The organism is Pseudomonas sp. IT-P171 (assembly GCF_949767765.1).
Taxonomy (GTDB): domain Bacteria; phylum Pseudomonadota; class Gammaproteobacteria; order Pseudomonadales; family Pseudomonadaceae; genus Aquipseudomonas; species Aquipseudomonas fluorescens_B.
Map to the genome: position 1 here is coordinate 254,198 of NZ_CATKQN010000011.1, position 20,261 is coordinate 274,458.

Genomic DNA, 20,261 nt, shown 5'->3' on the forward strand with positions numbered 1-20,261 from the left:
GTTGCTTCTATTACTTTAAAATAACAAATGGAGCGCTATATAAATGAGTGGAAAAACAATAACTGCAAGTTCGGTGTTTCTTAGTATCACCCTGAGTGTCCAGGCGCATGCTGACTTCCTGAGTGATAGCAAAGCCACCTTGGGAATGAGAAACTTCTACTTCAATAACGACAACCGCGATGGCGTTGCCGCCCCTACCAAAACCGAAGAATGGGCGCAGGGTTTCATGCTGGACTTCAAATCGGGCTATACCGACGGCATGGTTGGCTTTGGTGTCGATGGCCTGGGGTTGCTGGGGGTTAACCTGGACAGCGGCAAAGGACGGCATGTCGGCAGCAGCATGATGCCTTCTGACAGTGACAACCGTGCCGTCGACGAGTGGAGCAGGCTGGGGCTGACCGGAAAAGTCAAAATGTCGAAAACTGAACTTCGCTACGGCACCTTGATTCCGAAACTCCCAATTCTGGTCGCCAACGATGGGCGCGTGCTTCCGCAAACCTTCGAGGGCGTTCAAATCACCTCAAGCGAGCTCAATCGCCTGACCTTGACTGGAGGTCGAATTGAACATGCAACAGGACGTGGTTCGAGCGATCAGACGGGGCTGGCCGTTACTGGTGGTACGCGTGAAAGCAATCAGTTTGACTTCGCCGGGGGCGATTGGAAAGTCACCAAGGATCTGACAGCTCAGTACTACTACGCCGGCCTCGATAACTACTATACGCAGCATTTTTTGGGATTGATTCACACCCTTGCCATCTCGGACAATCAGTCCCTCAAAACCGACCTGCGCTACTTCAAAACTGACTCGTCAGGTGCAAATAGCTCCGGCACGTCAGGCTACAGAATGAGTGGCTACACCAAAAACGGTGATGGAGAAATCGATAACCGTACCTGGAGTGCCGCGTTGATTTACACACTGGGTGGCCACGCGATTACTGCGGGGTACCAAAGTGTGTCGGATGGCAGCAACTTCACTCAACTCAGTCAGGGTAGCCTGCCAGACAAGGGCGCCGGTGGAGCAAGCCTGTATCTGTATACAGACCGCTTTATCCAAACTTTCACCCGCGCAGGCGAGCGAACAGCTTTCGGTCAGTATGCTTACGACTTCGCCGCTCTGGGTGTCCCTGGCCTAAAAGGCTCGGTCATGTACCTCTCTGGCGGTAACATTAAAACGACGTCAGGCACCAACCAAAAGGAATGGGAAAGAGACATTAGCCTGGACTACGTCCTTCAGTCGGGAGCGCTAAAAGGCGTCGGGTTCGGCTGGCGTAACGGCAAGTCCAACAGCGAAGCATCTCGTAACGTAGATCAGAATCGTATTTTTGTGAGTTATAGCATTCCGCTTCTCTAACTATTGTCATGAGCGGTAATTTCCCAGCTTTGTTTTTGTTTACAGAGCTAATGATGGATTCAGTCGTCTTGTTCCACTTGAAGAGCTTGGCAAGCGCTGCGGGCGCTGAGACCTGGAACTGATGGCTGACCTCTTTGGGCGTTAATCCCTCCGCCAATAACAGCAGAATTTTGGCCCGCAGCCCAAGACGTTGCACCAGCCAGCCCATCCGCGATCAGCCTTGTAGTGTGGCGTGGTCAAATCGCATTAAAACGAATGGGGCGGCGGGTTTGTCTACACCCTCTTAGAAGCCTTCCAGCACGACCTTACCCTTCGCCTTGCCGCTTTCCAGCAGAGCATGGGCACGACGAAGATTTTCTGCGCTGATGCGCCCGTAGTTGTCGCCAACGGTGGTGCGCAAGTCACCCGCATCAATGCGCCGCGAAACTTCGTTGAGGATGTTGTGCTGCTCCTGCATGTCCTCTGTCTCGTAAAGCGAGCGGGTGTACATCAGCTCCCAGTGCAACGACAGGCTCTTGCGCTTGAGCGGTACGGCGTCCAGCGTGGCCGGGTCATCGATCAGGCCAAGCTTGCCCTGAGGCTTCAGTGATTCGATGATTTGCTCGTAGTGCCGATCGGTCTGGGTCAGGCTAGCGACATGGCTGACTTGTGCGATACCGATGCGCTTGAGCTCCTCGCTGAGTGGCTTGGTATGGTCGATGACATGATGCGCACCAAGCTCGGTGACCCAGGTCTGGGTTTCAGGGCGCGAAGCCGTACCAATGATCGTCAACCCGGTTAGCTGACGCGCCAGCTGAGTCAGGATTGAACCCACCCCGCCTGCAGCGCCGATGATCAGCAGCGTTTCGCCCCGGTCGGTGGTATCGCGTGCAACACCGAGGCGATCAAACAGTAATTCCCAAGCGGTCAAGGAAGTTAGTGGCAATGCCGCAGCCTGGCTGAATTCCAACGACTGGGGCATTGAACCGACGATACGCTCGTCCACCAGTTGCAGCTCACTGTTGCTGCCCGGGCGGATCAGCGATCCGGCGTACCAGACCCTGTCACCGGGCTTGAATAGCGTCACGTCGCTGCCGACCGACTTGACCACGCCGGCAGCGTCCCAACCGAGGATACGCGGCTGGCTTTCGTCTTCGTGCGGTACGTAGCCCTGCCGCACCTTGGTATCGACAGGATTGACCGATACGGCCTTTACCTCTACGAGCAAATCGCGCGGCCCCGGCACTGGCTCGGGTATATCGATCTCCACCAAGGCGTCGGGATGTTCAATAGGCAGGCATTTGAAGTGTGCAATGGCTTTCATTCGAAGCTCCTCAGGAGATGCGATACATTTTCGTGATGGTGAGCTTGTCAGCAGCACGTTCGATGAAAGGGAGCGCTGCCTGATAATGCGGTGTCGCTTCGTGAGCAGTCAGGGCCGCTTCATCCCGCCACTGCTCGATCATGTGGAAAATGTGAGCCTGCTCGGCATCACGATGGAAGTCGTACTGGATACAGTCCGCTTCGCCTCGGCTTGGGCCTTGCAGGCCCTGCAACGTCTGCTCGAGTTCGGCTTGAAAGCCGGCCTTGGCGACCAAAGTGGCTATCAATGTGAGAGGGGTGGGCATCAAACCTCCTGTCTGTGTGCGATATAAAGAGGGAACGCATTGGCTGGCACGGGTGTATCGAAGCTGTCCATGCCGGCCATGCGGCCAAAACCTGAATCAGCCCGGTGATCCCGAAGAATTGATAGCCCGAAGGCCATGCGAGCGCTCTCGCTCGGGTGGGATCACTTGTAGCGTTCAAGCCAATGGGCATAGGGCGCGGGTAAGGTCCAGGAAGGACGCTCTACTCCCAGCTCCTGCGCGGCTAAATAGGACCAGTTAGGATTGCCCAGGTGCGCCCGGCCAATCATCGCCAGATCCAGTTGACCACTCCTCACCGCTTCTTCGGCGACGCTCGGCGTGCCGAAGCCCCATGCCGAGGCCACCGCAATCCCCGTCTCGCGCCGTACCCGCTGGGTAACTTCGCCCATGAAACCGGGGGCCCAAGGAATGTTGGATTCAGGGATGGTGAACCCGATACTGACGCTGAGCAAGTCCAATCCACCGTCCTTGAAGCGACGTGTCAGTTCGATAGCCTCTGACAAGGTCTGTTCATCCCGGCCGTCGTATTCGATGACACCCAGGCGAGCGGTCAGCGGCAAGTGCTCTGGCCATACTTCGCGAACCGCCGCCAGCGTTTCCAGCAGAAAGCGGCTACGGTTATCGAAGTTTCCGCCATAGGCGTCGTCACGAAGGTTGGAGTGTTCAGAGAGGAATGACTGGGCCAGATAGCCATGGGCGAAATGCAGCTCCAACCACTCGAAGCCAGCTTCACGTGCACGGCGAGCGGCGGAGACAAAATCCTCGCGGACTCGGGCGATATCCTCCAGCGTCATGGCTTTCGGCTGCTTGGCGAGATGAGCGCCAAAGGCAACAGCCGACGGGGCGATGGTCTGCCAGCCACGCAAATCATCCTCGCCGATATGATCGTCACCTTCCCAAGGACGGTTCGCACTGGCCTTGCGCCCCGCGTGGGCAATCTGGATACCTGGCACTGCGCCGGCAGCCTTGATCGATTGCACCACCGGCACGAAGGCACGAGCGAGCTCATCATTCCAGATACCAGCGCAGCCAGGCGTGATCCGTCCTTCGGGTGACACGGCGGTCGCCTCGACAACCACCAGTCCCGCCCCGCCACGCGCGAGGGTGGCATAGTGCACAGTGTGCCAATCGTTGATCAGGCCATCATTGGCCGAGTACATGCACATGGGGGGAATCGCGATCCGGTTGCGAAGGGAGACATCCTTGAGCGTGAAAGGCTGGAACAGTGCAGACATCAGGTTTTTCTCCAAGGGATACTATTACTGTTGTTCGATAATATTCGAACTATTGACCTAGAGCAAACCCGTGTATGATTCGCTCATGCGCCCCTTCAAACACCTTCCTCTCAGCGAATTCGTGCTTGAGCGTCTTTTTTACGCCTTGAGCGACCCTGTACGCCTGGAGATTGTCCGGCGCCTCGCCGAGCTGGGAGAGGCCAGCTGCGGCGACCTCGACGGTGGCCGCGCGAAGTCCACCATGTCTCATCATTTTCGGGTGCTGCGAGAAGCCGGCTTGGTTCAAACCCAGACCGTCGGCACGACCCACATGAACTCGTTGCGTAGAGAAGACTTGAGTAACCGTTTTCCGGGCCTGCTGGAAACGATCCTGTCCCAGCGCGACTAATGTTGCTGTGGGTCACTCAGTGATGCATGCCCGAAGGGACAGCGTAATACTCCACCCAAACAAGCCCTTGTTCAGAACTGTTTACAGCGCTTGCTCTGCGCAAAAAACCGCGGATCGGAAAAACAGTTGACCAGGTGGTCGTACACCAGCCTCACTCGTGGTGCCACGGGCCCTGATTGCGGACGATACATGATCAATTCGGAAGGCGGCGGGGCATCGTGCTGCATGACCTCGACCAGGCGCCCTTCAGACAGGTAGGGTTCTGCCAGATAACCGGGCATTTGCCCAAAGGCGAGCCCGGCCAGTACAATCTCTCGCTCGGTTTCTGGGTCGTCGCAGGTAAATGCCGGGGAGGCAGGCAGGAACGCTTGTCCCTCGGCAAGCACCCACGGCCAGGGCCGGCCGTTGTTGCGATCGATCAGCATCGACAGGGGTAAGCGTTTCAGATCCTCGATATTGCCAGGGCGTTGCACGGTGTCGAGTAGTGACGGCGCCGCAACGATTTTCAGGTCCACATTGGCCACCGTTCTGGCGATATAGCGCCGATCCCGCACAGCTCCGATACGAATACCGATGTCGATCTTGTTGGCCACCGCGTCAGTGAGCTGGTCATCCAGGCTCAGGTCGATGCTCAGGCCCGGATTCTCCCGCATCAGCGGTTTCAGAAACTCGATCAGATACAGCTTGCCGATGGCGTGGGGGGCCGTGATGCCGACGATGCCTTTTGCCTCCTGTGTACTGTGGGCGATAAACAATTGATCCACCCGCTCCAGGGTTTCCCGGGCTTGCAAGGCGAAATTGGCACCAAAAGCGGTGACATGAACCTGCCGCGTGCTGCGGTGGAACAACAGCTCCCCAAGCGTGCGCTCCAGTTCTTTGATGGCGCGTGTCACTGTCTGCGGAGAAGTGCCGAGGCGGGTGGCTGCATCGCGAAACGTGGTCGATTGCGCTGCCACCGAGAAGATCCGAATCAGCTCCATGCGATTGAGCATTGCCGTCAACTCCAGTTCCAGAAAATGGAATTCTCAAATCCGAACTCTTCCATTTTATGACGAATAAAACCAGCGCAGACTGCACCCGTCAACCCAAGCAGGTCTCAACAGGAGCGCTGAACATGAGTAAAAACATCCAGGGTAAAGTGGTCGTCATCACCGGTGCGAGTAGCGGTCTGGGCGAAGCCACCGCGCGTCATCTGGCAGCGCTCGGCGCCCACGTGGTTCTTGGCGCCCGTCGCCAGGATCGTCTGGACGCGATTGTCCGGGAGGTCGCCGCAGCAGGCGGAAAGGCGATTGCCCATCCGATCGATGTCACACGCAAAGAGGACTTGACTGCGCTGGTCGCCAAGGCTGTCGAGGCATTCGGTCGCATCGATGTGATGATCAACAATGCAGGGCTGATGGCGATCTCTCCGATTTCGCAGCTGCGCGTCGAAGAGTGGGATCGCATGATCGACATCAACATCAAGGGCGTGTTGTATGGCATCGCGGCCGCGTTGCCGCTTTTCGAACAACAGGCCAGCGGTCACTTCATCAACATCTCGTCGGTTGCCGGCATTAAGGTATTCAGCCCCGGTGGATCGGTTTACAGTGGCACCAAGTTCGCGGTGCGCGCCATTTCCGATGGCCTGCGTCATGAAGTCGGCGGGAATATTCGCACTACGACCATCGAGCCGGGCGCGGTGGATTCCGAGCTGAAGTTTGGCAGCGGGCACCAGCCGAGCGCCGAGGTCGTTGGCGAATTTTACAAAAAGGCTATCCCGGCTGATTCAGTTGCACGGGCCATCGCTTACGCGATCGAGCAACCTGCCGATGTCGACATCAACGAAATCGTTCTGCGTCCGACTGCGCAGGACTTCTGATAGCAACCCTTTGCCGTTTGCGCCCTTGCGAAAAGGTACGGGCGCGAGCGACTAAGTTTTAGCGCTATTGAAATACTTCGAATGTCTGGCCTTGAGCCCTCGTTATGCCACCCCCACCAACTTAGCCTGTCGCTCAATGACGACTTTGCCAATAGCATTGCCTGACTCAAGACGCACATGTGCCGCGCTGACACCCGCAACAGTGAAGTCATGGCGCTCATCAATCAGTGGTTTGACAAGGCCGCGATCAACCAAGGCAGCTAGTCTTTGCAGGATCTCGCCATGGTGCTTGCGGCCTTCATTATGAATGATCGAAATAGCCATGAATACAAAGTCGAGCCTCAATGCCTTGAAGTGCATTTCGGTCAGATCGTAGCGGTCGTAACCGATGATCGAGACGACATGACCTTTAAGCTTCGCGGCTTTCAGTGAGTGTTGTAAGACCTCACCGCCCAAGGTATCGAAGACCGTATCGAATCCTTTTCCTTCGGTGATTCGCTGGCTGTATTCCTGGGGCGTTTCGCTGTTATAGAAAATAATCTCATCGGCGCCCAGCCGACGGGCAATTTCCGCTTTTTCTGGCGTTGAAACCGTCGTCGAAACCTTGGCCCCCAGGACCTTCGCCAATTGAATGCCGATGTGCCCAACTCCACCGGTGCCACCATGCACCAAGACGTTGTCATTGGGTTTGATCGAGGCTCGGTCAATCAGCGCCTCCCAGGCCGTAATTGCCACGAGGGGCAAGCTGGCTGCTTCGCCAAAAGAGAGCGACTTGGGTTTTAGAGCAAGCATCTCGGCATCGGCCTCCATCTGATCTGCCAGCGCACCGGGAATCCCCACGATGCCACCGAAACAGCCATAGACTTCATCGCCTACGTCAAAGCGAGTCACACCAGCACCGACAGAGCTGACGACCCCTGAAACATCGATGTGAAGAATTGCCGGAAAAGTCAGACCGGCTGTACCTTCGCTGCCCCGACGAATTTTTGTGTCCACTGGATTAACGCTTGTCGCCCGGACATCGATAATCACATGACCTGGGCGAGCAACGGGATTTTCAGTATTGATTTCTACGAAAAGGTCTGAGTTACCATGCTCATTTATCACAATAGCCTTCAAGGCTTGAACTCCGAGGAACAATAAGCCAACAAATTTATCATCAATAAAATTGGATAAATACGTTAGAATTGTTGAATCTTTCGGTCTTTTTGGTTGGTAATAAGTGCTGGATTCCATCGATGAATTGCGTTTGTTCATTGCCGTTTTTGAGGAGGGATCTATCCGTGCAGCTTCCGAACGATTGGGGATGACTGCTGCAGGCGGAAGCAAGCGTCTTCTGGCCCTTGAAGACAGCGTTGGTCGGAGACTTTTTAACCGCACCACCCGCAAGCTAAGTCCCACTTCGGACGGTGAGAAGCTTTATCAACACGCACTAAGCATCCTGGAAAGCGTCGAAAAGGCCGAGCGAGGATTTTTCCAGAAGACCGAGATTACCGGTCATCTACGCATAACCGCTTCCGCGACATTTGCCCAAGGTTATTTATCGAGCGTCGTGAGCAGTTATCTCAAACGCTATCCTGGCGTTATCGTTGATCTACACCCGACAGATCAACTGGTTGATTTGGCCGCCCATGGTACCGACCTTGCGATTCGGCACGGAGTATTGGCCGATTCATCCCTGATCGCGCAGAGGATTTCTGCGTCCCGACGTCTGATTTGCGCCGCCCCCCAATATTGGGAAAAACAGGGCGTGCCTACCTCTCTAAAAGACTTGACCACGCTGGACGGCCTCATCGTCGGAAAAGATTCCAGTTGGACTATGTCCCGAGGGGGCGTTAAAAAAACGTGCAAAATACGCAACCGTTTTTCATCCAGTTTGGGGGAAGTGGTTCGCCAGATGGCAATTGATGGGCATGGAGTAGCGCTGCTGATGGACTGGCATGTACGAGATGATCTTGATTCAGGAAAGCTGGTGGAAGCATTTTCCGATTGGGCCATTGAGCCCCCGGTGGGAATCTATGCGGTATACCCTTCAAGAGAAAACATCGCTCCGACTGTTCTCAGTTTTATTGCTCATCTCAAAGAGTGGGTGGCGGCCCACCCCGTCTAAATCGGGTAACGTGGACCTAGATCTTTTCTTGCAGCACTTTGAAAAAGGCATCGATATTTTCCTCGTGGCGTTTGTAATAGGTCCAAGGGCCTATCCGCTGCGAGGTTAGCAGGTGCGCGCGCTGCAGGGATGTGAGGTAAAGCGATGTAGTGGACTGCGAAAGGCCCGTGCGCTCCTGGATGATGCTGACGCATACACCTACTGTTTCCGGGTCGACTTCCTGCTCCGGAAAGTTCGTCCTGGGATCCTTGAGCCAATTGAGGATGTCGAGGCGCATCGGGTTCGCCAAGGCTTTCAGGGCTTCGTTGATGTCAATGTTCATAAAATTTGCGATACCTGTTTTTCGCGATATTACGATATCTTCCTCGTTCGCACGGAAAATTGGAAGGCGCCAAAATGACCTCTGCGGTACGTTTGTCACCCGCCAAGATCATTGCTGATTGCAGTCCCATTCCCAGGTTCGGATGACCTGGACTGAACTCTTGTCTGCGGTCAGCAAGCGTTAGCCGCGCCCTGGAGTCTGGGGCGCGGCCTCGATCACTCAGGGACGATAGCTCGGGTAGTCGGTGTAGCCCTTGTCGGTACCGCCATACATGCTTGTCGGGTCGACCGGATTGAGCGGCCAGTCGTTGGCGATACGGGCGGGCAGGTCGGGGTTGGCGATGAAAGGACGACCAAACGCGATCAGATCCCCCCAACCCGCCTGGATGACACGATTTCCGCGTTCAGCGGTGTACCTGCCGGCATAGAGAATCTTACCGCTGAAGATACTGCGAATATCTTCCCGGAACGCTTCAGGTAGATCGGGTGCGTTCTCCCAGTCGGCCTCGGCGAGCGACAGGTAGGCGATACCCACTTCCTCGAGAATCTTCACCGCTTCGACATAGGTTTGATGGGGATCTTTCTCGACCAGGCCGAGGTAGACGCGATCTTCATCGGTGGTCGCGAAGAGCGGGGCGAAGCGAACGCCCATACGCTCCTTGCCAACGACGCCAGCAACTGCCTGGGTGATTTCGCGCAGGAAGCGCAGTCGATTTTGCAACGAGCCACCATATTCATCATCACGCTGGTTTGTGTGGGCGGAAATGAACTGGTTCACCAGGTAGCCGTTCGCGCAGTGCAGTTCCACTCCGTCGAACCCGGCGTCCAGGGCATTACGGGCCGCCTGGGCATAGAGCTGGACCAGTTCTTTCACCTCTGCGGTGGAAAGAGCGCGCGGGGTCGATGGATCGGCCAGTGCACCCGTGCCAGGGCCGGTCTCGATGAATACCTTGACGTTGTCCGCCTTTATGGCTGACGGCGCGACCGGCGCTTCACCGCCGGGCTGCAAGGACATGTGCGACACGCGGCCGACATGCCAAAGTTGAGCGAAGATCACACCCCCTTCGGCGTGAACGGCGTCGGTGATTTTGCGCCAGCCTTCAATCTGCTCGGCGCTGTGAATGCCGGGAGTCCAGGCATAACCCTGTCCACGAGGCTCGATCTGGGTGCCTTCGGTCACCATGAATCCCGCGCCAGTACGCTGGCGGTAATACGTGGCCATGAGATCGTTCGGAATGTTGCCAGGCTGGGAGCTACGCGAACGGGTAAGTGGTGGCAAAACGATTCGATTCTTGAGGGTGTAGGGCCCCAGCTGTGCGGTTTTGAAGAGCGCGGACTGTGTCATTTCATTTACCTGCATATATAGAAATATCGATGTATTAAGCTAAATGGATGCGGATCCACGGGATCAGAGCAAACCGTAAGGCGCTTCGTTGAGGTGTTCACCCACATCTTCTGCATTTGGCGCTTCCTGAGATACGAGGGTGGCTTCGAACTCAGACTATTTGTGATATCGAGATATGTCAATATCTAGTTTTTTCTTTCTCAATTTGGTCAGCTATCGCAGGTTGCTCAGATCGAGATACTGATCAATGCTGCGCAAAAGATGATGTGTTGGGATGCGATCTTCCATCCGGATATCCACCGTATTTGCGCTGCTGGTTCAGAACTTCGATGTAGTAGTCGCCCTAGGCGCGGGCCTGGAGTCCGACGCGCCAGTACTGGTCAAGCTGCACGTCGGTGCCGAGGTAGGTATGTCCTTTTCTACCGGTCGGGGACCATGCACCTCGGGGTGCATTTGAAAGTGTCCCTTGGAAGGCATACGATCGAGGATGAGGCAGTTTACAGGCAAGCTACAGCGCCGCCACGGTGACACCACGCCGAATGCGGTCAGCAGACCGGGAGGCGTTACTTGAAGTGCACAACTGATATGCCCGCTAGCGTCATCACAAAACTCACCTACCTGGTCAAGCACGATGCGAAGCCCTATGTGCATACCGAGGCTCTGACCGGTAACAGTGAACCACACTACTTTGCTGAGCAGGAGGAGCGCGAGGTCACGATACACAACGGTCGTCCGTTGGCAGACAGCCTTTCTCTGGACAAGCAGGGGTTTGAACTCCATCGGCGGGATACGGTGGTCGACGATCTCTACGACGATACCTCAGTGGAAAGCGTCTACTATGACGAGGTCAAGGCCTTGATCAAGGAGTTGACGGGCGCGAGCCGGGTCGTCATCTTCGACCACACCAGGCGCAGCGACGCCGAGGGGCGGGATATTCGCGGGCCAGCCAGCCGTGTGCATAATGACTACACCGACCGCTCGGGGCCTGAACGTATTCGCGACGTGCTGGGCCAGGATCAGGCCGCCGCACGGGTCTCGGTGGCCCAGATTAACCTCTGGCGCCCGATGAGCGGCCCCGTCAAGCGCTCACCGCTGGCGGTGCTGGATGCCTCGACGCTCGACCCCAATGACCTGCTGGCCACCGATTTGGTCTATCCGGATCGTATCGGTGAGATCTACCACCTGGCCTACAATCCGCAACAGCGCTGGTACTATTTTCCGGACATGCGCCGTGACGAAGTCTTGCTGATCAAGGGGTATGACTCACGTCACGACGGCCGTGCCCGCTTCACGCCCCATACCGCCTTCAAGGACCCCAATACGCCGCCGGGAGCCCCGCCGCGCGAGAGTATCGAAGTTCGCACCCTGGCCTTCTTTGATTAGGTTTTTGCCGCTTGGCGCGGGCCTCCCGCAGCGCTGTGTTTGCCCCCGTGCTTTCCAGGCGAACACCCGCTTTGGTTGGTAGGGATGTATGGATGTGCGCGGATAGCTGATCCACCCGTGATATGGCCCAACTTTAAAGATTCAACGATACCTGAAGTTTAGTAAAACATAACAGATCATGGTTGCTGTCAGGCCGACCAATATGTACTCGACGCGGGGTAGGAATATAACCAAACCACCTAGAGAAAACACGATCAAGGTGTTTTGTAGTATGTATTTCCTTATTTTAGGTACCGCTATGAAGTAGCCATATTGCTTGCCTAAGAAAAATAAGGCCATGCCGATGATTGACGTAATCTGGAAATCGCGCATCGCAATGTCATTCAGGATCGCATGCCTGATCAAATTTGCGAGAAGTGCTAGCCCCATAAATAGAAAAAGGTGCGAGTAGATTAAGGAGTGTCCACTCATACTACTTTCATTTTTGCTCAACAAGTAAAAGCTATCAAAATATATCCACCAGATACTGCAAATCATGATAAATCCGGTGATTGCCGCCATCACATTATAACGATCCCATTGAATGTCAGATAACCCTCCAGAAAGGCTAATTACCGACTCGCCCAATAAGATGAGGGTGAGTAAACCTAGTCGTTCAACCAAGTGTTCTGTATGTGCGGGCAATGGCTTTAGCTTACCCCAAGAAAATAAAGGGAGCAGAATATCAAGAAAAATCCCAATGTAAGCGACAAGGTAACGCATAGGTGGGTCAAAAAGAATGGATGAAAGACTAACAGCTGCGCTAACTAACAGGGCGAAGCCAAGCCTGGAGGAGAATTCACTACGGTGATCGAATTTATTTATGGACGAAATGTACATAATACTGATGATGGCACGTATACCAAAATAGCAGGTAATAACAAGCGCATAGTTTACTTCCAATTCTTCCCCAATCCGTGCAGACAGCACAATGAGCAGCAACATTAAAAATAAAGTTGCCAAGCGGTGAAGGTTACTGTCTGTATCAAACCTATTTGAGTAAATCGTGTGGCTGGACCAGATCCACCATAATGGAACAAAAAGCAGTAAAAATGTCCATAATTGCTCCTGTTCAAAATGGCCGTGATGAAGATGTCCGAGAGTATGCGTAACCTTGCCAATTGCAACAACAAAAATCAGGTCAAAAAACAACTCTAACCATGTGGCGTGTCGATTCTTTTCATAATACTTCAAAGATTTCATTCGCTGCTGGCTCCGTGTGCACCTCTTTAATCCACCACCACGTCTGTTAGTACGGTCAATACAGAATCCAGCGTGCCATCGGGCCGATAGCAACATTGCGCACGGGCGGACCTTAGCGGGCAACTGGGTTGCTGTTCCGCCAACCATTCATTCAGCGCCTCGACCAGGACACGGGCCTCGACTATGGAATCTTCCGAACTGTCAAAAATTAACATCGCCATTTTTTATGTCCTCGGTTCGCTGGGCTGAAATTTTCGTGCCGCTGCTTTATGAGCGATGCTTATCGCTGGCAGCACCGTGGATTCTTCAATCCCCTGTATTGAAATATTATCGAATGCACACCTGGTGCGCTGCGCAATGGGGCACGCTCGCCCTCGGCTACGGTGTGGGTGATGCCAGGCCGATGTGGCTATCTAGCGATTTCGTCCGCGCACTAACAGAAGCTCAATCAGCTGACTCATTTCGGTAAACTCTGGAGCCCCGTCATAGCGAAGCCCGTCAATGTAAAACGCCGGGGTGCCATTCACGCCGCTGCGTACACCGCCATTGAAGTCGGATTGTATTTTGGGGATGTAAGTGTCCTCTCGCATGGCAACGTCGAGTTCCTCGCTGGAAAGGCCGTGTTTTAGAACAATGGCGCGATACAGCGGCGGACCCAATCGATCCTGATTTTCATACAATTCGTCGTGAGCCTCCCAGAAGAACCCTCGACTCCCGGCGTACTCAGCGGTGACCGCTGCGGCCATCGCATGCGGGTGCGCGGTGGTCAGTGGAAAGTTACGGAACACGAATTGCAGATCATCGCGAAAATGCTGTTGCAGATTCTTGACCATCCAATACGCTTCACCGCAATAGGGACATTCATAGTCGCCAAATTCCACCAAGGTGACCTTGGCATGCGCACTTCCCTGGCGATGGTCGTTGGCACTTACCGGCACTTTGAGAGTGGCCATGTGATCACCTGCTAATTTTTGGTTGGCGCGCTTTTTGGCGAATTCGCTAGAGCATCCAGCGCGTCCAGAATGCCGTCCGCCCCAGGGTTGATTGCCATTGGTGAGATGTAGCTCCAGGCGATCACTCCCTCCTTGTCAATCACGAACAGTGCCCGCTTACAAACTCCCAAGGGGGAGTCGTACGCTCCATACTGTCGCGCCACAGCACCTTTGGGCTCGAAATCGGCCAGCAGGCTGAAGTGAAAATTCCGGTCTTTGGCGAAGGCCTGATGACACCAGGCGCTGTCAACCGAAATACCCAGTAGCGTCGCACCGTATTCTCTGAATGTGGGTAGCAACTGGTTGTACAAGGTCAGCTGGTCACCACAAACCGCACTCCAGTCAGCGGGATAAAACGCCAGTATCACGGGATTTCCCTTTAGCTCGCGCAGCGATAGATGTTGATCAGGGGTCGCGTTCAGCGTGAAGTCGGGCGCGACAGTGCCGGCTGACAGCGGCCCCTGAGCCAGGTCGTCATTCGTTTTTTTTGCATCATCCAATTCTGAGGTGTTCATTGCTTGAGCCCTGATAGAAAGGAGGTGGTTGGGGTCTACTCAGGGGGATACGACTTGGCCGGCGGGATAACTCCATCCACCATCAAGGGATTTATAACGGCAACGATGCCTTGATCTCAGCCTGAGCCTGAGTGTTTTCGGCAGTGAGACGATCACGTTCCGCTTCAAGAAGCACGACGACGTCCGCCGTGCTTTCGCGGTATTTGATTGAGGGCCAGGAGGGTAGAGCGGCGACAGGATTCGCTCTGGCTCACCAATGACTATAGTCGCTGTTGTCGCTTGCCGTAGTAGCTGAACGCGTTTTCGGTTTCCTCAGCAAGACCTCGCTCGTTCTGTTGCCCATGAAATTATCAGACGTCGTTCGTCGGTATCCTGAGTCGCCCATAGCGTGTTTTGATGAGACCCGACTATCTTGATTGGATGGCATCGTCTGTCGTGACTGCCATTCCCCGCAACATCATCGTCTTCCTGATCAAGCTCAGCGTAATGCGGATCTCATGTCCCAGCTTCTTGAGCATCGTTTACAGGGAAGTAGATCCATCTGAATGAGTTCGTGTTATCCACCTTTGGAGACAACTCATCATGGCTACTCTCTGTGAAATATGTAATGCGAGACCAGCGGTCGCGCGCGTGACCGTATCGCAAAATGGCCAAGCCAGAACAATGTCGGTTTGTGACCACGATTACCGCCAACTCATACGTCATCAAAGCATGTTGAACCCATTCGACTCTCTGTTGGGCGGGGGAGTCTCTCGCTTTTTCGACAGCATGGGCGGAGCAATGGAGCCGGGGGCGGATGACGTCAGGCTCTCTGCGCAAGTGCCTCGAGAGTCTGTCGATGCCACCGATGCATTCAGTTCCCAGACGCTCGAAATCCTGCAGCGTGCCGGAGAGAAAGCCCATGAGCTGAACCGCAGCGACCTCGATACCGAGCATCTGTTGTACGTGCTGGCGGATACCGATGTTGGTGCGGCTTTGCTCAAGGAGTTAAAGCTTTCTCCGGACGATATCAAAGGCTACATCGATCAACATGCGCAGAGGGGCACTGCTGAGGTTTCGGTCGATCAGATGACCATTTCTCCGCGCTTGAAGAAAGGATTCAATTTTGCATTCCAGGCCTCTCGTGATTTAGGGCATTCGTACGTGGGCCCCGAACATTTGTTGATCGGACTTGCTTCTGTCCCTGAAAGTATTGCCGGGACGTTGCTTAAAAAATACGGCGTAACGCCTGAAGCCTTGCGGCAGAAGGTGGTCAAGGTGGTGGGCAAGGGGGCTGAAGATGGGCGAGTCGATACCCCGACGGGAACGCCGACACTCGACAAGTTCGGTCGCGACCTGACGTCGTTGGCTCGCGAGGGCAAGCTTGATCCCGTACTCGGACGTGCGCAGGAAATCGAAAATACCATTGAGGTGCTGGCACGGCGCAGAAAAAACAATCCAGTGCTTATTGGTGAACCCGGCGTCGGTAAAACAGCCATCGTTGAAGGGCTTGCACAGCGTATCGTCAAGGGTGATGTCCCTGAGATCTTGCGTGGCAGACGGCTCGTTGAAGTCAATCTGAACTCAATGGTTGCGGGCTCCAAATATCGTGGTGAATTTGAAGAGCGCGCCAAGCAACTGCTTGATGAAGTCGCCGCAAAAAGCTCGGAGCTTATTCTGTTCATCGATGAGTTACACACGATCGTTGGCGCGGGGCAGGGTGGTGAGGAGGGCGGCCTGGATATTGCCAACGTACTGAAACCCGCATTGGCACGCGGGGAGCTTAGTTTGATCGGTGCGACGACACTCAATGAGTATCAAAAGCACATCGAAAAAGACGCAGCGCTTGAACGACGTTTTCAGCCTGTGCTGATAGCCGAGCCCACCGTCGAACAGACCATCATTATCCTGCGTGGGCTGCGCGATAAGCTTGAGGCTCACCATCAGGTCACATTCGCCGATGAAGCATTTGTGGCGGCAGCAGAGCTGTCGGATCGTTACATCACCTCGCGTTTTTTGCCGGATAAAGCCATTGACCTGATCGATCAGGCAGCCGCCCGCGTTCGAATCAGTTCCTCCTCAAGGCCGGCTGGCATTCAGGAGCTGGAAGCCGAAATCACGCAACTTAAACGTGAACAGGATTATGCATCCTCCCGTAAACGTTTTGATGAATCCAAAGGCTTCGAAGAGCGCATTGGTCAAAAACAAGCGCAACTGGGAGAGGAAACAGAAGCCTGGGAGCGCAAGACCGGTTCCGAAACCCTTGAGGTGACCCTGGAGTCAATTGCCGAAGTTCTATCCCGTCTCACCGGTATTCCAGTGACCGAGCTTACGCAGGAAGAGCGTCAAAAATTGTTGAATATGGAAGACACTTTGCGTGATCGGCTGGTGGGGCAGGAAGATGCTGTGCTCGCAGTCAGCGATGCCGTTCGGTTGTCTAGGGCCGGTCTTGGCCAAGCCAACAGGCCTATTGCCACGTTTCTCTTTCTTGGCCCTACGGGCGTCGGCAAAACTGAACTTGCCAAAGCGTTGGCGGAAACGGTGTTTGGTGACGAGCAATCGATCATTCGTATTGATATGTCGGAGTACATGGAGCGTCATGCAGTTGCTCGGTTGATCGGTGCGCCACCCGGTTATGTGGGATACGACGAGGGCGGTCAGTTGACAGAGCGTGTCCGCCGCAAGCCCTACAGTGTGATTCTGCTCGACGAGATCGAGAAGGCGCATCCCGATGTGAGCAACGTATTGCTGCAGGTATTCGACGATGGGCGTCTCACGGACGGCAAGGGACGTGTTGTGGACTTCAGCAATACGATCATCATTGCCACCAGTAACCTGGGCTCTCCCATCATCATGGAGAATCTCGAGCGCCCTGAAGATGAACGCCTTACGGAAAAAGCGTTACGTAATGAATTGATGGGAGTCTTGAAAGGGCATTTTCGTCCCGAATTCCTGAACCGTATTGATGACATCATCGTGTTTCATGCCCTTACCCGTGACAACATCCGATCGATTGTGAACATTCAGCTTGATCGGGTCATTCGAACCGCAGCTGCACAGAACATCACAGTGAAAGTTGATGGCTCACTCATTGATCATCTGGCGGACGTTGGTTATCAGCCAGAGTTTGGCGCGCGCGAGTTGAAACGTCAGATTCGCCAGACCGTCGAAACGCGGCTTGCGAAGGAAATGCTCGCTGGCAAGCTGCAAGCCGGCGACAGTGTTGAGTTGGGTTACGACACGGAACGTAGGGAAGTGGTCTTCAATAAGGTGGAGGTGGATGCGCCAAAGACCTCCGGAAAGAGTAGTCCGCCAGACCAGCCAGATGATCTAGCACCTACTGCGGAGACTGGGACTTAGCCCCAGCACACTCACGGAACCTGGGAGCAGGCCTGTTGATCACGACGTGCAGTGGTGTACTGGATCCTCAAATGCCTGGACGAGCCCGGCAGACTGAAGACGCAAGTGTGGAGGGTTATCGTGTCAAAGCCTGATTCTGAAAGGCGTGAGCGCAACTCGACGCTGAAAAATTTCAGACTTCAGTGGGCGCTGATGAATGCTTACGAACGTTTCGAACAATTGGTTGTTATAGCGCTCAGTCTCATCATCGCGTCTGTGATTTTGATGGCGCTACTGCAGCTCTGTCGCAGGGTTGTGCCGTTGGTGATCGGTGGTGCGATTGACCCTCTAGATCACGATGTTTTCCAGGCCCTCTTTGGCTCAATCTTCACCGTGCTGATAGCCCTGGAGTTCAAGCATTCGATTGTGCGCCCCGCCTTAAGACGCAACAGCATCGTTCAGGTTCGCACAGTGCTGTTGATCGCCCTGCTGGCGCTCAGCCGGAAGTTCGTTATTCTCGATTCTGCCGCTACTCCTGCGCTCACCATTGCCGCACTAGGATTTGCCACCCTGGTACTCGGCATCGTCTGCTGGCTCTTACGAGAGCGTGATAAGGATGACTTACGAGAAAGTGATAAGGATGAATAGCTACAATTCTTGGTGAACGCTCCGGATCTGGTGCTTAGTCCTGAAGAATTTGCAGAACTGAGCGCTCAGCTTGAAAGCTCTGCTCAACACGCCTGGCCGTGGAAGCATTACCGGTCCTGATGTGGGATGAGGGTCAATGCTATGGCCGTTGAAGGCAATGCAGGACAATTATTGGGCGTCGTCATTTTGCTTGCCGCCGCCGTGCTGGTAGTGCCGCTGTTCAAACGCATCGGGCTCGGCTCAGTGGTCGGTTACCTGGCGGCGGGCCTGATCATTGGCCCTTTCGGACTGCAACTTTTCAATGACCCCCACACCATCCTTGAGGTGGCCGAGTTGGGCGTGGTCATGTTTCTTTTTGTGATTGGCCTGGAGATGAAACCCTCTCACCTATGGGACCTGCGTAGGCAGATCTTTGGGTTGGGCAGCCTGCAGGTGGTGGTCAGTGCATGTCTGCTCACTTTTGTCGGCATGGCTTTCGGATTCTCTTGGCAGGTGTCATTTGTCTGCGCAGCGGGTTTTGTACTCACCTCCACGGCTCTGGTTATGCAAGTTCTCTCGGAACGCGGTGACATTACCGAGCCGAGAGGGCAGCACGTAGTGTCCATTTTGCTGTTTGAAGACCTGTTGATAGCCCCTTTGCTGGCGGTGGTGGCATTTCTGGCGCCCACGGAGTTGGCGAATGGACCCACGTCTCCACTTTGGCAGCGCATAGGTATCGCAGCGCTGTCCTTGGGTGCATTGGTGGCCATCGGGTTGTGGCTGCTCAATCCCCTGTTTCGGGTATTGGCCCAAGTCAAAGCGCGCGAGGTAATGACTGCCGCTGCGCTGCTGGTTGTGTTGGGTGCAGCGTTGCTGATGGAACTCGGCGGTCTTTCAATGGCGATGGGGGCTTTCGCGGCCGGTGTGTTGCTGTCCGAATCCACTTTCCGCCACCAGTTGGAGGCCGACATCGAGCCGTTTCGCGGCCTGCTGCTGGGGCTGTTTTTCCTCGGCGTCGGCATGTCGCTGGATCTGCAATTGGTGGCCGAGGCCTGGAGGCTCATCATCTCCGGCGTGCTGGCGCTGATGGTGGTCAAGGCGCTGTGTATTTATGCGGTCGCGCGCCTCGCGAAAAGCGGTCATGACGACGCGCTGGATCGCGCCTTGCTGATGGCGCAGGGTGGCGAATTTGCTTTTGTGCTGTTTGCCCAAGCGCTCAAACTCAGGGCCATCAGTCCTGAAGTCAACGCCAATATGACGGCTATTGTGGTGCTCTCCATGGTCATAACGCCGGTGACTTTATTGCTGTACAAACGGTTTGCTCGCGCGCGGACCGTTTCCCTGGACGGTGTGGAAGCCGCACAGAATCTGCGCTGCAATGTACTCATCATCGGTTTTGGCCGTGTGGGGCAGATTGCCTGCCAGGCGCCGCTCGCTCAGGGCGCGAAACTTTCCATAATTGATATAGATCCCGAGGTCATTCGCGCCGCGTCGCCCTATGGTTTCAAGGTCTATTACGGCGATGGCGCCCGCCATGAAATATTGCACGCTGCTGGCGCCCATCACGCCCGCGCCATCATTATTTGTGTGGATGATAAAAAAGCCGCGACACGCATTGTCGAAAGTACGCGGCGCTACTGCCCGCAGGTGAAAGTGGTGGTGCGCGCCTTTGACCGCGAACATGCGCTGGAATTGGTCAAACACGACGCCGACTACATCGTGCGGGAAACCTTTGAGGCGGCCCTGCTGCTCGGCCGTCAGGCCGTGCTGACGCTGGGTGCGTCGGAGCACGAAGCCGACGCGGTGATCGACGAAGTGCGCAAACGCGATGCCGAACGTTTTGCCTTGGAAACATCGGGCGGCCTGTTTGCCGGGCGAGCGTTGGTACTGGGGAATATTGAGCGCATTGATCCGCCGAACCATGAAGCGCGGGATGCTCAGTGAGCATCAA

General features: G+C 55.0%; 18 protein-coding genes. 8 read left to right on the forward strand and 10 right to left on the reverse strand.

The window, feature by feature from the left end; translation table 11 throughout:
• Positions 1–43 precede the first annotated feature (43 nt).
• Positions 44–1,351, forward strand: a complete 1,308-nt coding sequence (locus ACM6I5_RS09645; protein WP_414883699.1) for an OprD family porin — start codon at positions 44–46, stop codon at positions 1,349–1,351.
• Between the two features lie 283 nt (positions 1,352–1,634).
• Here ACM6I5_RS09645 and ACM6I5_RS09650 read toward each other — a convergent pair whose 3' ends face one another.
• From ACM6I5_RS09650 to ACM6I5_RS09660, 3 genes are all read right to left on the reverse strand, one after another.
• The gene (locus ACM6I5_RS09650; RefSeq protein ID WP_282410184.1) at positions 1,635–2,654 is read right to left on the reverse strand and encodes a zinc-binding alcohol dehydrogenase family protein; all 1,020 of its coding nucleotides are present in this window, start codon (positions 2,652–2,654) and stop codon (positions 1,635–1,637) included.
• 10 nt (positions 2,655–2,664) lie between these two features.
• Positions 2,665–2,958, reverse strand: a complete 294-nt coding sequence (locus tag ACM6I5_RS09655; RefSeq protein ID WP_414883700.1) for a putative quinol monooxygenase — start codon at positions 2,956–2,958, stop codon at positions 2,665–2,667.
• A 161-nt stretch (positions 2,959–3,119) separates the two neighbouring features.
• A complete protein-coding gene (locus ACM6I5_RS09660; RefSeq protein ID WP_414883701.1) occupies positions 3,120–4,211 on the reverse strand; it encodes an NADH:flavin oxidoreductase/NADH oxidase in 1,092 nt (363 codons plus the stop codon).
• Between the two features lie 85 nt (positions 4,212–4,296).
• Here ACM6I5_RS09660 and ACM6I5_RS09665 point away from each other — a divergent pair, with 85 nt between their 5' ends.
• The gene (locus ACM6I5_RS09665) at positions 4,297–4,599 is read left to right on the forward strand and encodes an ArsR/SmtB family transcription factor (protein WP_414883702.1); all 303 of its coding nucleotides are present in this window, start codon (positions 4,297–4,299) and stop codon (positions 4,597–4,599) included.
• 71 nt (positions 4,600–4,670) lie between these two features.
• On the opposite strand, the gene ACM6I5_RS09670 is transcribed toward ACM6I5_RS09665, so the two are convergent.
• Positions 4,671–5,591, reverse strand: a complete 921-nt coding sequence (locus tag ACM6I5_RS09670; protein WP_314641776.1) for a LysR family transcriptional regulator — start codon at positions 5,589–5,591, stop codon at positions 4,671–4,673.
• A 122-nt stretch (positions 5,592–5,713) separates the two neighbouring features.
• Between ACM6I5_RS09670 and ACM6I5_RS09675 the strand changes: the two genes are divergently transcribed.
• Entirely contained in the window at positions 5,714–6,457 is a 744-nt protein-coding gene (locus ACM6I5_RS09675; protein WP_282410188.1) for an SDR family oxidoreductase, read from the forward strand.
• A 102-nt stretch (positions 6,458–6,559) separates the two neighbouring features.
• Here the strand turns inward: ACM6I5_RS09675 and ACM6I5_RS09680 are convergent, their stop codons facing one another.
• On the reverse strand, positions 6,560–7,714 hold the full coding sequence (locus tag ACM6I5_RS09680) for a zinc-dependent alcohol dehydrogenase family protein (protein ID WP_282410189.1): 1,155 nt from the start codon (positions 7,712–7,714) through the stop codon (positions 6,560–6,562).
• Here ACM6I5_RS09680 and ACM6I5_RS09685 point away from each other — a divergent pair.
• Positions 7,680–8,567 carry a LysR family transcriptional regulator gene (locus tag ACM6I5_RS09685; protein ID WP_282410190.1) on the forward strand — a complete coding sequence of 296 codons (888 nt, stop codon included), beginning with the start codon at positions 7,680–7,682 and terminating at the stop codon, positions 8,565–8,567. The two genes, ACM6I5_RS09680 and ACM6I5_RS09685, sit on opposite strands and share 35 nt — an antisense overlap.
• Positions 8,568–8,583: 16 nt before the next feature.
• Here ACM6I5_RS09685 and ACM6I5_RS09690 read toward each other — a convergent pair whose 3' ends face one another.
• Positions 8,584–8,889 (reverse strand): ArsR/SmtB family transcription factor, encoded by a 306-nt coding sequence (locus ACM6I5_RS09690; protein ID WP_083348647.1) that lies wholly within the window; start codon positions 8,887–8,889, stop codon positions 8,584–8,586.
• 219 nt (positions 8,890–9,108) lie between these two features.
• Positions 9,109–10,233 carry an alkene reductase gene (locus ACM6I5_RS09695; RefSeq protein WP_077045093.1) on the reverse strand — a complete coding sequence of 375 codons (1,125 nt, stop codon included), beginning with the start codon at positions 10,231–10,233 and terminating at the stop codon, positions 9,109–9,111.
• Positions 10,234–10,818: 585 nt separating this feature from the next.
• On the opposite strand from ACM6I5_RS09695, the gene ACM6I5_RS09700 reads away from it, so the two are divergent.
• Entirely contained in the window at positions 10,819–11,616 is a 798-nt protein-coding gene (locus ACM6I5_RS09700) for a CmcJ/NvfI family oxidoreductase (RefSeq protein ID WP_414883703.1), read from the forward strand.
• A gap of 141 nt (positions 11,617–11,757) precedes the next feature.
• Here the strand turns inward: ACM6I5_RS09700 and ACM6I5_RS09705 are convergent, their stop codons facing one another.
• From ACM6I5_RS09705 to ACM6I5_RS09715, 3 genes are all read right to left on the reverse strand, one after another.
• Positions 11,758–12,858: a low temperature requirement protein A gene (locus tag ACM6I5_RS09705; RefSeq protein ID WP_253428001.1), complete on the reverse strand. Its 1,101-nt coding sequence runs from the start codon at positions 12,856–12,858 to the stop codon at positions 11,758–11,760.
• A gap of 413 nt (positions 12,859–13,271) precedes the next feature.
• Positions 13,272–13,811, reverse strand: coding sequence for a DsbA family protein (locus tag ACM6I5_RS09710; protein WP_210624407.1), 540 nt, complete (start codon positions 13,809–13,811; stop codon positions 13,272–13,274).
• A gap of 11 nt (positions 13,812–13,822) precedes the next feature.
• Positions 13,823–14,365: a redoxin domain-containing protein gene (locus ACM6I5_RS09715; protein ID WP_210624408.1), complete on the reverse strand. Its 543-nt coding sequence runs from the start codon at positions 14,363–14,365 to the stop codon at positions 13,823–13,825.
• A gap of 579 nt (positions 14,366–14,944) precedes the next feature.
• Between ACM6I5_RS09715 and ACM6I5_RS09720 the strand changes: the two genes are divergently transcribed.
• The 3 genes from ACM6I5_RS09720 (at position 14,945) to ACM6I5_RS09730 (ending at position 20,254) form a co-directional block, all read left to right on the forward strand.
• The gene (locus ACM6I5_RS09720) at positions 14,945–17,704 is read left to right on the forward strand and encodes an ATP-dependent Clp protease ATP-binding subunit (RefSeq protein WP_414883955.1); all 2,760 of its coding nucleotides are present in this window, start codon (positions 14,945–14,947) and stop codon (positions 17,702–17,704) included.
• Positions 17,705–17,896: 192 nt separating this feature from the next.
• Positions 17,897–18,331 carry a phosphate-starvation-inducible PsiE family protein gene (locus tag ACM6I5_RS09725; protein WP_050558275.1) on the forward strand — a complete coding sequence of 145 codons (435 nt, stop codon included), beginning with the start codon at positions 17,897–17,899 and terminating at the stop codon, positions 18,329–18,331.
• A gap of 141 nt (positions 18,332–18,472) precedes the next feature.
• A complete protein-coding gene (locus tag ACM6I5_RS09730; RefSeq protein ID WP_414883704.1) occupies positions 18,473–20,254 on the forward strand; it encodes a monovalent cation:proton antiporter-2 (CPA2) family protein in 1,782 nt (593 codons plus the stop codon).
• The last annotated feature ends 7 nt before the right edge of the window (positions 20,255–20,261 follow it).

Coding starts and splice junctions, on each gene's coding strand:
- ACM6I5_RS09665 (WP_414883702.1), top strand. CDS start 4,297: ATGCGCCCCTTCAAACACCTTCCTCTCAGCGAATTCGTGCTTGAGCGT.
- ACM6I5_RS09705 (WP_253428001.1), bottom strand. CDS start 12,858: ATGAAATCTTTGAAGTATTATGAAAAGAATCGACACGCCACATGGTTA.
- ACM6I5_RS09690 (WP_083348647.1), bottom strand. CDS start 8,889: ATGAACATTGACATCAACGAAGCCCTGAAAGCCTTGGCGAACCCGATG.
- ACM6I5_RS09730 (WP_414883704.1), top strand. CDS start 18,473: ATGGCCGTTGAAGGCAATGCAGGACAATTATTGGGCGTCGTCATTTTG.
- ACM6I5_RS09660 (WP_414883701.1), bottom strand. CDS start 4,211: ATGTCTGCACTGTTCCAGCCTTTCACGCTCAAGGATGTCTCCCTTCGC.
- ACM6I5_RS09645 (WP_414883699.1), top strand. CDS start 44: ATGAGTGGAAAAACAATAACTGCAAGTTCGGTGTTTCTTAGTATCACC.
- ACM6I5_RS09650 (WP_282410184.1), bottom strand. CDS start 2,654: ATGAAAGCCATTGCACACTTCAAATGCCTGCCTATTGAACATCCCGAC.
- ACM6I5_RS09695 (WP_077045093.1), bottom strand. CDS start 10,233: ATGACACAGTCCGCGCTCTTCAAAACCGCACAGCTGGGGCCCTACACC.
- ACM6I5_RS09715 (WP_210624408.1), bottom strand. CDS start 14,365: ATGAACACCTCAGAATTGGATGATGCAAAAAAAACGAATGACGACCTG.
- ACM6I5_RS09725 (WP_050558275.1), top strand. CDS start 17,897: ATGAATGCTTACGAACGTTTCGAACAATTGGTTGTTATAGCGCTCAGT.
- ACM6I5_RS09675 (WP_282410188.1), top strand. CDS start 5,714: ATGAGTAAAAACATCCAGGGTAAAGTGGTCGTCATCACCGGTGCGAGT.
- ACM6I5_RS09710 (WP_210624407.1), bottom strand. CDS start 13,811: ATGGCCACTCTCAAAGTGCCGGTAAGTGCCAACGACCATCGCCAGGGA.
- ACM6I5_RS09700 (WP_414883703.1), top strand. CDS start 10,819: ATGCCCGCTAGCGTCATCACAAAACTCACCTACCTGGTCAAGCACGAT.
- ACM6I5_RS09680 (WP_282410189.1), bottom strand. CDS start 7,714: ATGAACAAACGCAATTCATCGATGGAATCCAGCACTTATTACCAACCA.
- ACM6I5_RS09655 (WP_414883700.1), bottom strand. CDS start 2,958: ATGCCCACCCCTCTCACATTGATAGCCACTTTGGTCGCCAAGGCCGGC.
- ACM6I5_RS09670 (WP_314641776.1), bottom strand. CDS start 5,591: ATGCTCAATCGCATGGAGCTGATTCGGATCTTCTCGGTGGCAGCGCAA.